Here is a 14,094-nt window from a genome sequence, read left to right on the forward strand (position 1 = left end):
TATTTGTATTCCTGTATTCTTTTTCAGCTCGGTTTTAAACTGAATATGTTTTTGATACCATTCTTCCCATTTTTCGTCAAACAGCTCAATATCGTCAACTGTTTCAAGCAGAAGTGGATATTGTTCGGGCAGATAAAACGGAAGGATAACCTGATTTGGAGTGGAACGAGCCATAGTTTTTTATAACAAAAATATCACCCCTTCGGGGTTCTATTGTATTTTTTCGTTACAAAAATATCACCCCTTAGGGGTTCTATTGTATTTTTTCGTCTTACAAAAATATCACCCCTTCGGGGTTCTTTTGTCTTTTTTCATCTCCAATAAATAATGTCACCCCTTCGGGGTTCTAATGTATTTTTTCATCTCCAATAACAATAATGTCACCCCTACGGGGTTCTATGGGTGTATGTCACCCCTTCGGGGTTTAAGTGGCATTTATCATGATTAACCCTCAAATCAAAACTGTTTCTCGCATTTTACACGGATCAGATCGGCTTCAACGCTTTCATCTGAACAGGACAGGTGATCGCAGGTAACGCAGGTATTTACCCTTCTTCTGGCAATACGCTGAATGTTGAGCAGGTGCTGAACACTGATATTGTCGGTGGTAATGTTTTTTCCGCCACTGCCACAGGCAAGTGTCATGGAAGGTTGAAGCATGTTAAACGTCCCTCCCAATGCTCCCTGCGAGGCGGGTGTATTGACAAGAATTCTGCCGGCATTCATGATGGTTGCAAATTCCTTTATCTTTTCCTCATCATTTGAAAAAATGCTGACCGTATGCCCAAGTCCACCCATTTTATTGATTTTTCTGCACATTTCAATGCCTTCCCTGAAACTTCCTACTTCATAAAAGGCAAGAATGGGTGCCAGTATTTCCAGCGATAGCGGATAATCAAAACCAACCTGATCTTTCTGATATTCAGCAATCAATACTGATGTATCTTCAGGAACATCAATACCTGCCATTTTTGCTATTTTCCATGCAGGCTGCCCTATTACTTCTGCGTTCATCACCCTGTCGCTCTGATTTATGGCTATTTTTCCAACCTTTATTTTCTCTTCCTCATTGAGGAAATAAGCCTTTCGCCATCTGAATTCTTCTCTGACGTTTTCTGCATTGTTTGAGCTCACAACCACTGCCTGCTCGCTCGCACATACGGTACCATAATCAAACAACTTGGAATGAAGTATCTGATCCACAGCAAGTTCTACATTTGCCGATTTCCCGATATAAACGGGAACATTTCCCGGTCCTACACCAATCGCTGGGTTTCCTGAATGATAGGCAGCCCTGACAAGGCTAACCGAACCTGTAGCCAAAACCAAAGCAACTTTTTTATGCCCCATCATTCTGATGGTTTCTTCCTGCGTGGAACGGGGAATCCACTGGATGCAGTTTTCTGGTGCACCTGCTTCGAGTGCAGCCTCATAACATATTCTGGCTGCTTCATTACTGCATTTTTTTGCAGCTCCATGCGGGCGTATGATAATAGGATTACGTGTCTTGAGGGCAATTAATATTTTAAACAATACGGTGCTGGTTGGATTGGTAATTGGAGTAATACAGAAAACAGGTCCCAACGGACGGGCTATTTCAGTAATATAATCGCTTTCTGCAACAACCCCGACCGTTTTTCTATCTTTGATGTCTTCATAGACAAACCGGGTAGCGATGGTGTTTTTACGGGCTTTGTCCTCCCATCTGCCCAGCTTTGTTTCTTCATAAGCCATTTTTGCCAGCCTGATACGGTTGTTGAATCCTGCCCGGTAAACTGCTGCCACAATTTTATCCGTTTCTTCCTGACTATAGGTGGCAAAATGTTCTGCTGCCACTGCAGCATTTTGCATTATTTCTTCGATGTCAAGCCCCGGAGTCGTATAAGTATTTTTCATTGCTCTTTAATTTCGGTTTGTCTGAAGGTAATGAATTAATATGCAAAAATATGAATATGAATTAAACCGGCCTTTCATTTTCTATAAATCTGTTGATAAAATCAAAAATGTTACTTCATGTTTTGAGTAAATTTGCCGCCCATGTATGTCATAACAGATATTGAAACGACAGGCTTAAACCCACGCTGGGACAGAATTACAGAAATATCTATGATTGCCTTTGACGGAGAAAAAGTTATCGAAGAATTCAGCACACTTATTAATCCTGAGCGTTTGATTCCTGCTCAGATCACACAACTGACCGGAATTACCACTTCCATGGTCGAAAAAGCCCCAAAATTTTATGAAATAGCGAGAAAGATAGTCGAATTCACGGAGGGAAAAATTATCGTTGGACATAATATACAATTTGATTATAATTTTCTACGCGCTGAATTTCAGCATCTTGGATATGAATTCACCCGGAAAACCCTTTGTACGGTAAAATTATCTAAAAAGCTGTTTCCCGGTTTTCGTTCCTACGGACTTGGAAACCTTTGTAAAAGCCTGAACATACAGGTTAACGACCGTCACCGGGCAGCCGGAGATGCCATGGCTACCGTGGAAGTTTTCAGAAAGCTTTTAATGATGGAAGGGAAAAACGGCCAAAGCTTTCAGGATGTTTCTGCCATCCCTTTTAAAGACCTGAATCCTGCCCTGAAAAGACAGACAATTGAAAACCTGCCGGAGAGCTGCGGGGTTTATTACCTTTTCAATGAAAAAAAAGAATTGATTTATGTTGGTAAGAGCCTGAATATCAGGAAAAGAATCATTGAACACCTGCGCAAGCCATATGGTATCAGAGTAAACGACATGCGTCAACATATTACCGATATCAGCTATGAGTTGACCGGCAGTGAGCTGATTGCCCTGTTGATGGAATCGGCAGAGATTAAGCTACATCAACCCTTGTTTAACCGTCAGCAAAGGAAAACCCTTTTCAATACCGGATTATATTATTTTTTCAATGAGGCAGGCTATTGTTGTTTTACGATAGAAAAAGTTAAATCAGATAAAAATCCCATTGCATTATTTACCTCAAAAATGTCGGCTCGGGGCTATCTTGAAAACCTGCAGCGTCAATATGGCTTATGCCAGAAGCTGTGTGGCCTCTACCCTGCTTCGGGAGCTTGTTTCGAATACACCATTCAGCTTTGCCGGGGTGCCTGTTGCGGTGAAGAACCGGCAGAAAGCTATAATGAGCGTGCTTTGAGAGCTATTGAAAAAACAGAAGGCCCGAAAGAAAACCTGTTTATCATCGATAAGGGAAGAACCATAAAAGAAAGAGCAGTGGTCAAAATTGAACAGGGACGGTACAAAGGATATGGATATATTGATCTCGACTGTTTTTCAGGGAGTCTGGAAGAATTAAACGATTGTGTTCATTTTCAGGAAGATAACCGCGATGTGCATTTTATTATCCGTCATTATCTGCAAAAGAATAAGGTTGAGCAAATCATCAGGTACTGAGTCGGGTATTATTTCCCCTAACTTTCTTGCATTTTCTTTCAATTCATTTATAATCAATCACTTATGATTTTTATAAAAAGATTTTCCAATGCTGAAAAGCTGTTATCTTTGCAGGCATTAATAAAGTAACAGTTTTGGCTAAAATCATCAATACTTATATTAAGTTGATATTGTTAGTGAAACGAAAAAATGAACAAAGATAAAAAATGACAAAGCGGTTTTATTCAGTCATCAAAGGCACGGGAGCATATATTCCTCCGAAGAGAGTAACCAATGAAGATTTTTTAAAGAATGAATTTTACAATCAAAACGGAGAAAAATTAGAAAAAGAGAACAGTGAAATTATCCGTAAGTTTTACGAAATCACAGAGATAGAAGAAAGAAGATACGTAGATGACGAATATGTAACTTCAGATATAGGTTATTTTGCAGCAGCAGATGCACTCGAGTCAAGTAAAACGGATAAAGAAGAACTTGATTATCTGATCGTTGCACACAATTTTGGGGATGTCAGAAAAGACAATCCCCGCTCAGATATGGTGCCCTCTCTGGCTGCAAGGATTAAAGCAAAATTAGGTATCAAAAATCCGTTTACAGTAGCTTTCGATTTACCATTCGGATGTCCGGGCTGGCTTCAGGGAGTCATTCATGCCGATTATTTCATCCGCAGCGGAGATGCCAAAAAAGTCATGGTGGTTGGAGCTGAAACATTATCAAGAATTTCCGATCCGCACGACATCGACTCCATGCTTTACAGCGATGGTGCCGGTGCTGTCATTCTCGAAAGTGTTGAAAGTGAAGTCCCTGTCGGGATTTTGAGTCACCTTACCCGTTCCGATTGTGTGGAATACAGCCGATTGCTCAGCATGGGGCCATCCAATAATCCATTTTACAAGGGAACCGAAATATTTCTGAAGATGAACGGGCGTAAGTTGTATGAATATGCTCTGAACACTGTTCCGCAAATGGTCAAGGATTGTCTGGCAAAAGCTGGCGTTCTTTTTCAGGATGTCAGAAAAATTCTGATTCACCAGGCAAACTCAAAAATGAATCAGGCCATATTAAGCAGGTTATACAAATTGTTTGGAAATAATGAAGTTTCCGGAACCATCATGCCGATGACGATCAGTAAACTGGGAAACAGCAGTGTCGCTACCATTCCGATTCTACTGGATATGATTTTTAAAAATAATTTCAGCGGTCAGCAAATAGAGCTTACAGATTGCTTTGTGATGGCATCGGTAGGTGCCGGTATGAATGTCAATGTAGTGGTATATCAAATGCCAACGGAATAAGTATAACATTCTCAACTGCCTTTTGTTTTTAAAGAAATAAGATTGTAAATGGTGATGAGTGATGAGTGATGAGTGATGGGTTCAGTTTCACGGATTTTTGTGCCAACTGAAAACTGCCTACTTTTTAATTACCTTCTGCCTGTTTCAGAGAATCATGTAATATCCCTGATAAAAATTCAAGATTAACCAACTGTGTATTACGCTGTTCTGCCGGTCACACTCTGTTAACCATCATTGAACCAATGCTCAATTAATTCAGCTTTAACAATAATGGCTTTATACCGGTGCTTGCAGAAATTTATTGACCATTTCGTGCAATTCTTCCATTTTAATAGGTTTTGCCAGATAGTCGTTGCAGCCTGCTGCCAGAATATCTTCCCTGTCGCCCGACAAGGCATAGGCTGTTACTGCTATCACCGGCACTTCCGGCCTTATTTTTTTTATTTCCCTTGTGGCATCCAGACCATTCATCCCGCTCATCTTAATGTCCATCAACACCAGACGAATGTCGGGATTTTCCTTAAATACCCTGACAGCCTCTGCCCCGTTTTCGACATGTATCACTTCCACGTTCAGGTATTTAAGCATTTTAAACACCACCAGATAATTGTAATACTCGTCTTCGGCAAATAATATCAAAGCCGGTTTCTGCGTTTCCTGACTCATTTCTCCTACCATTGCTTTATGTTAATTTTTTATCGGTATCGTAACATGAAAAACAGTACCTTTTCCAAGCTCAGATTCCACCCTGATCCGCCCATTCAGTAATTCTGTATAAGCCTTACATATTGCCAGCCCAAGACCTGTTCCCCTGAAAAGCTGGCTTTTATCGCTTTCGACCTTGGTAAATTTTTCAAAAATAAATTCATGATTTTCAGGTGCTATGCCAATTCCGGTATCACTGACCCTGAAACACAACTCATTCTCCCGCCTTTCACACATCAGGCTTACCTCACCCTTCTCAGTGAATTTAAAAGCATTGGAAAGCAAATTGTTGATGATTTGTTTTAGCTTGGTTTCATCGGTTAATACTTCCTTCTCAGCCTCTGAGATTGAATTAACCAGAATAAAGTTAATTTCAGGATTCTTGTTTTTGTCCTCATATTGTCTGTAAAGGTTATTTATCATTCTGTTTACATCGAACATCCGGTAAACGGCTTTTTCCTGACCCGATTCTATCATAGAATAATTTACCGTTTCGGTAACCACATCGATGAGCTGATAGCCGCAATCCTTGATAACTTCAATGTATTCCTGCAATTCTTCCATGGTCGTGCCGGGAGCAGTCAATAATTCGATAAAGCCGATTATCCCGTTGAGAGGTGTCCGTATTTCATGAGAAATATTATTGAGGAATGAAGATTTGAGCCGGTCGCTTTCTTCTGATTTTTCCTTGGCGGCAATCAGATCTTCTATCATTTGTTTTTTCTCGGTAATATCTTCTTTTACGCCCAGAAAATGTGTAATTTCTCCATCTGCAGAAAAGATAGGGGCTATTCTGGCTGATTCCCAGTAAAATTGCCCGTTTTTCTTCCTGTTGTAAAATTCCCCCTGCCAGATTTTTCCTGATGTAATAGTTGACCATAGTTCCTGGTAATAGGCCTGGGGATGAAATCCTGATTTTAAAATCCCCGGCTTCTTCCCTTCCACCTCTTCAAATGAATAACCTGTAAATTCTTCGAATTTCGGATTGACATACTCGATGAGCCCATCTTTATCGGTTATTACAATAGCTGCCGGACTTTGAACAACAGCTGTCGAAAGTTTTTTGGCTTCTTCTTCTGCCCGTTTAAGGTTAAGATAAATGCTGAACTGGTTGGCAATGATTTCAAAAACATCGAGGTCTTGCAGGCTGTAAGCATCCGGATCATGATAATTCTGGGTTACCATGGCTCCCAAAACATTATTTTCGTTGATTAAGGGAACACCCATCCAGCACTCAGAGCGTGAGCCAAGATGTTTTATAAGCCCTTTTTCTGCAAGATCATCAATATCCTTCTTTTTTAACAGCAACGGACGTTTTTCATGTATCAGGTAACCTGTGAGTGATTTTTCTGCCGGCCACTCCTGAATATTGTCTTTTTCATCTGTCAGGAAGGGAGTTGACAACATGCCTGTTTTTGGATTGTAAAGTGCTACATAAAAATTGGAAGTATCAAATAACCTGTTTAAAACGGATTTCACTATTTTATAGAGTTCATGGGCAGTTTTTGCCATCAGAACGGCATCGGCAATGGCATATTGCACCATCATAATGAGGTCGTTACGATGTTTTTCAGTTACATCCCTGATAATGGCCCCAATACCCGGTCTGTTTTCCGATAATGTCAGCGGGAATTTGGTCGTTTCAAACACCTTTTTTCCGATGTTTTCATAATTCACCACTATTGTTTTTTCATTTATGACCCTTTCGTCAGATTTCAGGCAGATACTAGCCTGCTCTTCACTCATCAGCTCAAAATCCGTTTTCCCGATGATTTCTTCCATGCTCCGTTTAAAAAACTTTTCTGTCGCTCCGTTCACGATTAAATACTTCTTGTTTTCATCCTTGATAAACATCAGATCATTACTGGCCTCCACAAATGAATTATAGATATTTTCCTTTTCCCTGAGCAATTCCTTTGTTTTTTTCATGGAGGTCATGTCCATGACGGTTACAATCAGTCCTTTTTGTTTATCAGCCGGATTGAGGTGGTTGGCTGAAAGATAAATATGCATCGGCTCTCCGCTTTTTCTGATCCAGATGGTTTCTGTTTCTGCAATTTCATCCCTCTCCATTTCAGCGATTATCTTACCTATTCTGTTGTACTCTTCTTCATCCGGATAAAGAAAGCGGGCATTTCTGCCAATCAACTCTTCCCGGCTATAACCTGTTATTTTACAAATTGCTTCATTGATCTCGATGATAACTCTGTTGATCAAATGACAAATGCCCATGGTTGAAGCATTGAAAATGCTTTTAAGCTTTTCATGGTTAATTTTGTTTTCCTCCTCAATCCTGATTTTTTCTTTTCTGAGCTCTTTTTCTTTTAAGGCATGTCCCATGGCTGAACCAAGCCTGCGGATATGCTCCTTGATGACATAATCCCAGGCCCCTGCTTTCATGCATTCCACTGCGGTCTCTTCGTTCAGTGAGCCTGTCAGCATGATGAAGGGTAAAGTCGGATCTTTTTCAATGACTATTTTAAGTGCCTGCATGCCGGTAAAGGCAGGCATATTGTAATCGCTTAACACGATATCAGGTTGAAATTGTTCGAGGGCTGATATTAAGCCCGCTTCATTATCGGTAACCAGAAGGTCAGCATCAGGAAAACTGTGTTTTATTTCTCTTTCAGCAAGTGTGATATCTGCCTGAAAATCCTCCAGTAAAAGTACTTTTAAGACATTTTTCATCAGAAACATTTATTTATTGAGAATACAGGATTGAGCAAAGGTAAAGTTATGTGATAGCAAAAGCAAATTAAATTTTTTTTGTTTATTTAGATGGTTCATTAATCAGCAGCCAGTAGAGGCCAAGATTTTTCACCGTTTCAAAAAAAGTATCAAATTCGACAGGTTTGACCACATAACTATTGGCACCAAGCTCATAGGCTTTTTTTATGTCGGGGTCTTGCCTTGAAGAAGTAACAATGACCACGGGAAATTTTCTGGTTTCGGAGTTGTTTTTCAGAATCTGAAGCACTTCCAGCCCGCTGATTTTAGGGAGTTTCAGGTCGAGGAAAATCACTTTCAGATTTTTGTTTTTGGGAACACCTGAATATTTTCCTCTTGAGAAAACAAAATCAAGTGCTTCGGCACCATCTTCCACCAGAAAGATTTTGTTCATTAGCCCACCTTTTTTCAAGGCTCTCAGCATCAGTTCGGCATCTGCCGGATTGTCTTCCACTATCAGAATTTCAACTGCCTGAATGTCTTCCATAAAACATTTATTTTTAAGTTGAAAAAATGAATCTCTATTTAAAAAATAATTTTTTCATCCTTCCAAAGGTAATGAAAAATAAAATTTAGCCCCCTCCCCTGGTTTTCCTTCCGCTTTTACATTTCCCCCATGTTTGCTGACTATTTGTTTGACAATTGCCAGGCCTACTCCTGTTCCTTCAAATTCTCTTTTGTTGTGTAAGCGCTGAAAGACCTTGAACAAATTCCCTTTAAAGCGATTATCGAATCCGACTCCGTTGTCCTTTACATAGAATTCACAAGTTCCTTCTTTTTTTGCACATCCGATTTCAATGACAGGATCTGAAACATTGGCACTGAACTTCAGTGCATTGCTGATCAGATTGATCCATACCTGTTTGAGCAGAATGTAGTCTCCTCTGACCTTGCTCAATTTATGAATTTTAACCTGATATTTACTTTTTTGTTCTTCATTCATGATTTCATTCAGTATTGATTTAACCAATGTTTCATTATTAACTTCCTCTTTCTGAAGCTCTGCCCTTCCTACTCTCGACAAGCGAAGAAGGTCTTCAATCAGATGCCCCATTTCCAATGCGTTTTCCGCAATGATCCTGCAGTAATGTTTTCCCTCATTGTCCAGATTTTCCGCATATTCATTCAAAAGAATTTTGGCAAAACCATTGATTGCCCGTAAAGGTGCCTTGAGGTCATGTGAGACTGAATAAGTAAATGCTTCCAGTTCCCTGATCGTATTTTCCAGCTGGATTGTCCGCTCTTCCACCAGCTTTTCCAGCTCTTTTCTGTATTTTTCCAGTTCTTTTTCTGCTTTAACCTTTTCGGTAATGTCCTGAATGATACCACCCAGAAGTATTTCATCTTCTGCCACCTCTATTCTGAATTTCTGAGTAAAAAGTACATGTTCAACACCATATTTGTCTTTCCACGTTTCTTCATAACTGCAATATCCCTTTTCAAGAGCCTCTGTGTCTTTTGCTATCATTACGCTGGCTATTTCAGGCGGAAAAGTTTCCTCTGGTCTGCGGTTTTTCCATTCCTCGAAAGGAAAATAATGGCAGAATTTTTCATTGGCATAAATAGGCCTCAGTTCCGCATCTTTTATCAATATCATGGCCGGGATGTAGTTCAGCAAAGCATTGAGCTGTGCCTGATTTTCGCGTAGTGTAGCCTCTATCTTTTTGGATTGAGTGATGTCGGAAATGACATGAACGGCACCCTGAAATTCCCTGTTTTCATTTAAAATCGGGTCAACCGTAATCAGATAGGTGTTTCCATTGATAACCATCTCCATTACTTCCCTTTCCAGGCTTTTTTTCATCCTGACAAAGGGGCAGCCTTCGATGGGGCAAGTGGTCTGGTGAACCTTCTCATAACAATATACACATTTTCCGTTTCCTCCGTTGTTCCCGAACATCTTATCAAAAGCATGGTTCGTTTTCAGTATTTTCTGATCACTGTCCAGCAATATAATTCCGTCCTGAATGGCATCAAATGTAATACGCCATTGTGTTTCAGAGCGTTTCAGCTCAGTTTCCCTGATATATTTTTCAGTTACATCCTGGTCAAAAACAAGGAAGGCAGGTCTTCCTTCCCATTGTATATTGGTAACTTTCCTGTCAAGCCACCTGATCCGGCCGCTTTTATCAATGATTCTGAACTGATAGTTTTCAGGGATATTCAAACCAGCCGTCCTCTTTTTCAAATAATCAGTAACCATTGGCCTGTCATCGGAGTGAATGATTCTTAAAGGATCGCCATTGTTCAGTTCTTCAATCGTATATCCTGTAATATTTATCAGATTAGGATTAGAAAACCTGATTTTCCCGTCCTGAACAACTGAAATTGTTTCCATGGCATTTTCAACCAAAGCGCGGTATTTTTCTTCACTTTCCCGTAGTGCCTTTTCAGTATTTTTTAGCGGTGTGATATCGAGCATGGAAACAATAATAAAATCTAATTCGGGAGCATGTCCTATGGTTAAAATAGCGTCCCTGATCTCCCCGCTGGCATGAATCAGGCGTGCTTCATATCGCTTGGGAATGTTTTCCCTGGCAGTAAAACGTTTCTGAAAATAATCCAACATCAATGGAAGACTTTCAGTCGCCACATATTTTTCCCATTTTGTCCCTATCAACTCCTGCTGTGAATAACCTGTTATCCGGTAACATTCCTCATTTGCCATTGTAATGACGCCATCCTCCCTGACAATAATGGTTGCTGTTCCGGTGTTCTCAAAAAGGTTCCGGTAGAGAATATGCGATTTTTCCAGTTCCTGACGTGCTGCTATTCTCTCTGTGATATCCTGAATAACGGCCAGAAAAACCTTTTTCCCTTCAAAATCAGACAATTGCAGATTGACCTCCACAGGATATTCGCTTCCGTCTTTCCGTAAGTGAAAGGTTTCAAACCTGACAACTTCTTCTCTCCTGTTTTTTAACGGCTCTAATAATTCATTGAATGTCTTTTGATTAAACCTCTTTTTTAAATCAAGTGGTGTCATTTCACGGAGTTGCTCCATGCTATAGCCCAGATTCCGTAATGCTCCCTGATTGACATAAATAAACTTGAGAGATTCAGCATCGAAAATATAAACTTCATTGACCGATCGGTCAATGGTAAATGTCAACATTAATTTCTCCTGAAGCAAAGCCTTTTCATCTTCCAGTATGCTTAAAAGTGCCTTGCGTGATCTTTCAGCTTCCTCAAGTAAATTTTTTTGCTGTTCGAGCAGATTCAGGTTGCTTACTTTCTCGCTCTGCAGCTTGTCAATCATTTCGTTTAGTTGTTCCTGATGTAAACTACTTTCGGCCCGAAGATTCCGTAATTCGAGGTGAAGGTTAGCCCTGAGCACCAGCTCTTCGGTATCGACCGGCTTTGCCAGAAAATCAACTGCTCCTGCCTGATATGCTTTTAACCTGTTTTCTATGTGGCTATAGGCACTCAGCATAATTACCGGCAAATTATTAAATTTCTTATCCGAAAGCAAAGATTTACAAAATTTAATGCCATCGCTATCAGGGAGTTTGATATCGAGGAGAACGAGATCGGCCATGTCATCCGACAAAATTTGGCGTGCTTCGGCAGCACTTCCGGCTACTATTGTCTGAAAACCATTGATTAACAGGACTTTTTTAATTAATTCCACCCATTCGGCTTCATCATCAACTATCAGGATTTTTCTTTCTTTTTCCATGTATTCAGGATTAGTTTTGACTAAATTTATTGGAAAGCGGCAGGTAAAAACCAAAAACACTTCCTTTTCCCTCCTCACTTTTAACCTCCATGTAACCATGGTGGGCTTCCACAATTTTTTTTACAATATAAAGCCCCAGCCCTGTGCCTTTCTCCCCTGAAGTTCCTTTAGCACCAAGGGTCTGAAAGGGTTGAAACAAGAGTTTCATGTTTTCAGGGCTTATTCCTTTTCCATGGTCAGCCACAGAAATATGGATAAAATCTCCTTTTTTCCTGCACTTAATTTCCACCACGGAGTTTTCAAAAGAAAATTTAACGGCATTGCCAATGAGGTTATTAAGAACCTGTGTCAGCTTTCTGCTATCTGCCTGAATTTCAATTTTTTTCAAAGAGGATTCGAATTTCAGGTTAATCTTTTTTCCGGAAGAAAGTACCTGATTCAACTCAACATTTTGCCGGATAAATTCCACCAAATCAATCTTTTCAGGGATGATTTCAATTTTCCCGGATTCAATTTTCGAAAAATCAAGCATATCTTCTAATAAATTCACCATGAAACGGGATGATTTTTCAATAATCTTCAGGAACTTAAGTTGCTCTTCTGTCAGGTTGTTTCCGGCATCAAAAATCAGAAATGAAGCATAGCTGGAAATAATACTCAATGGATTTCGCAGGTCGTGGGCAGCCATCCCGAGAAACTTGTTTTTCAAATCATTCAATTGAATAAGCTCTGCATTTTTCTTTTCGAGTTGCCGGTGAAGATTGATAAGTTCATTGTTGAGCTTTGAAATTTCATAAAAAATTTCGTTAATATCTCCCTTATCCGGAATACTTTTTTGCCGGTTCCTTTCCTTTATCAGTTGCCTGATCTGATTGGCCTGCTCGTTACTCAGATTGAATAGCTGCTCAACCCAGTTGTCCGGCCCTCTGTCGAATTCTGCTCCGAAAATTAACACTTCCCCATCGAGGACTGCCCCTGTGAATTGCAGCACTTTCAATCCTTCTGGCGTTACGACAACCAATTCATATCCCTGAACATACCTCTCTTCCTTGATTTTAATGAAAAAATCGAGTGCTTTGGATTGTGAACCCGGATCAAAAATTTTCGAAAACAAATGGCCTTCTATCTTTTCTTTCTTAAAACCAAAGTCATTTTTTACCAACTCAACGACAAAACCGTTGTCGTTGCACAACATGGAGAATATCTTTGTTTTAAGCATTGTCTGACTCATATTTCAACCATTTTTTCAGCTTCACAGACAGCTCCGAGTGCATCGGAGGCATAGGCATCGGCACCGAAAATATTCCAGTTTTTACTGAATTCGTTAATAGCCACCCCGCCAATTATAATTTTCAGGTCTCTGGCATATTTGCTTTGACGAATTTGAGAAATTGTGTCTTTTAATAAAGAGCGATGGTAAGGCAAAGCTACCGAAAGCCCCAGCACATCGGCCTGATATTCTTCGGCAGCATTGATCAGAACGGAGGCAGGTGTATTGGCACCCAGATAATAAGTATCCCATCCTTCCATTTCGAAAAAATCGGCTACCATGCGTATGCCTATTTCGTGAAGTTCTCCGCCCACACAGGCACCAATAAAGGTTTTGCCTTTTTTTTCATTGTTGAAAATATAGGGATACAACTGCGACATAATCATCTGGGTGGCTGCTGAGCAAAAGTGCTCCTTAGCCACACTGATCTGATTCGACATCCAGAGCCTTCCTACTTCATACTGTGCAGGTTGAAAGATTTTCAGGTAAATGTCTTTAACGGGGCAACCTTTCATAAATGTTTCCATAATCAGGGAGGCAGCTTTATTTTTATCTCCCGAAAGCAAGGCATTCAGATAGGCTTTCAGCACATCTGCAAGTGGTTCATCTTCCTGAATATAAGAGGAAATACTTTGCAAAGGCTTATTCAATTCATTCAAGCCTGCCTGAATAAAAACGGCAGTGATCTGTCCATATTCCGGTGAGGCTTCTTCAATAGCCAGTTGTGTGCATTCGAGCGTTTTGGGCACTACATCATCCGGAAATTTCAGATTATGGAATAAAGTTTTCACCCATACCACATATTTGCTGAAAATCTCCGGATTGTTTTCGGCAATGGCCTCACCCAGAAAAGGCAAATGATATCCGGCATCACGAATACTGAGTTTTTTACCCTCATCACCATAGGTTTTCCAGAAATCAGGCTGCATGCCATACTGTAATTCCACTATCCTGACGGCCAGATCATTTTTTCTGACTTCGAGAAAATCTTTAATCTGCTTGCTTTTTTCCAT

The 14,094-nt window shown here is 40.1% G+C and carries 10 protein-coding genes; 2 read left to right on the top strand and 8 right to left on the bottom strand.

What is annotated here, in order from left to right; genetic code table 11:
• Together GX437_08260 and GX437_08265 are read right to left on the bottom strand one after the other, a co-directional pair.
• The coding region (locus GX437_08260) for a hypothetical protein (protein ID NLJ07646.1) at positions 1–174 on the bottom strand (174 nt) is incomplete at its 3' end.
• A 282-nt stretch (positions 175–456) separates the two neighbouring features.
• Positions 457–1,896: an aldehyde dehydrogenase family protein gene (locus GX437_08265; GenBank protein ID NLJ07647.1), complete on the bottom strand. Its 1,440-nt coding sequence runs from the start codon at positions 1,894–1,896 to the stop codon at positions 457–459.
• 141 nt (positions 1,897–2,037) lie between these two features.
• Between GX437_08265 and GX437_08270 the strand changes: the two genes are divergently transcribed.
• Complete coding sequence (locus tag GX437_08270) at positions 2,038–3,405, top strand: GIY-YIG nuclease family protein (GenBank protein NLJ07648.1); 1,368 nt, start codon at positions 2,038–2,040, stop codon at positions 3,403–3,405.
• Positions 3,406–3,611: 206 nt separating this feature from the next.
• On the top strand, positions 3,612–4,700 hold the full coding sequence (locus tag GX437_08275; GenBank protein NLJ07649.1) for a ketoacyl-ACP synthase III: 1,089 nt from the start codon (positions 3,612–3,614) through the stop codon (positions 4,698–4,700).
• A 276-nt stretch (positions 4,701–4,976) separates the two neighbouring features.
• Here GX437_08275 and GX437_08280 read toward each other — a convergent pair whose 3' ends face one another.
• From GX437_08280 to GX437_08305, 6 genes are all read right to left on the bottom strand, one after another.
• The gene (locus GX437_08280) at positions 4,977–5,378 is read right to left on the bottom strand and encodes a response regulator (protein ID NLJ07650.1); all 402 of its coding nucleotides are present in this window, start codon (positions 5,376–5,378) and stop codon (positions 4,977–4,979) included.
• A gap of 9 nt (positions 5,379–5,387) precedes the next feature.
• The gene (locus GX437_08285; GenBank protein ID NLJ07651.1) at positions 5,388–8,093 is read right to left on the bottom strand and encodes a PAS domain S-box protein; all 2,706 of its coding nucleotides are present in this window, start codon (positions 8,091–8,093) and stop codon (positions 5,388–5,390) included.
• An 82-nt stretch (positions 8,094–8,175) separates the two neighbouring features.
• Complete coding sequence (locus GX437_08290; GenBank protein NLJ07652.1) at positions 8,176–8,619, bottom strand: response regulator; 444 nt, start codon at positions 8,617–8,619, stop codon at positions 8,176–8,178.
• Positions 8,620–8,673: 54 nt separating this feature from the next.
• Positions 8,674–11,811, bottom strand: a complete 3,138-nt coding sequence (locus tag GX437_08295) for a PAS domain S-box protein (GenBank protein NLJ07653.1) — start codon at positions 11,809–11,811, stop codon at positions 8,674–8,676.
• A gap of 10 nt (positions 11,812–11,821) precedes the next feature.
• Positions 11,822–13,042, bottom strand: a complete 1,221-nt coding sequence (locus GX437_08300) for a HAMP domain-containing histidine kinase (protein ID NLJ07654.1) — start codon at positions 13,040–13,042, stop codon at positions 11,822–11,824.
• Entirely contained in the window at positions 13,039–14,094 is a 1,056-nt protein-coding gene (locus tag GX437_08305; GenBank protein ID NLJ07655.1) for a cobalamin-binding protein, read from the bottom strand. Before GX437_08305 ends, GX437_08300 begins: the two co-directional genes overlap by 4 nt.

The sequence above is a fragment of the Sphingobacteriales bacterium genome (assembly GCA_012517435.1).
In the GTDB taxonomy this organism is placed as follows: domain Bacteria; phylum Bacteroidota; class Bacteroidia; order CAILMK01; family JAAYUY01; genus JAAYUY01.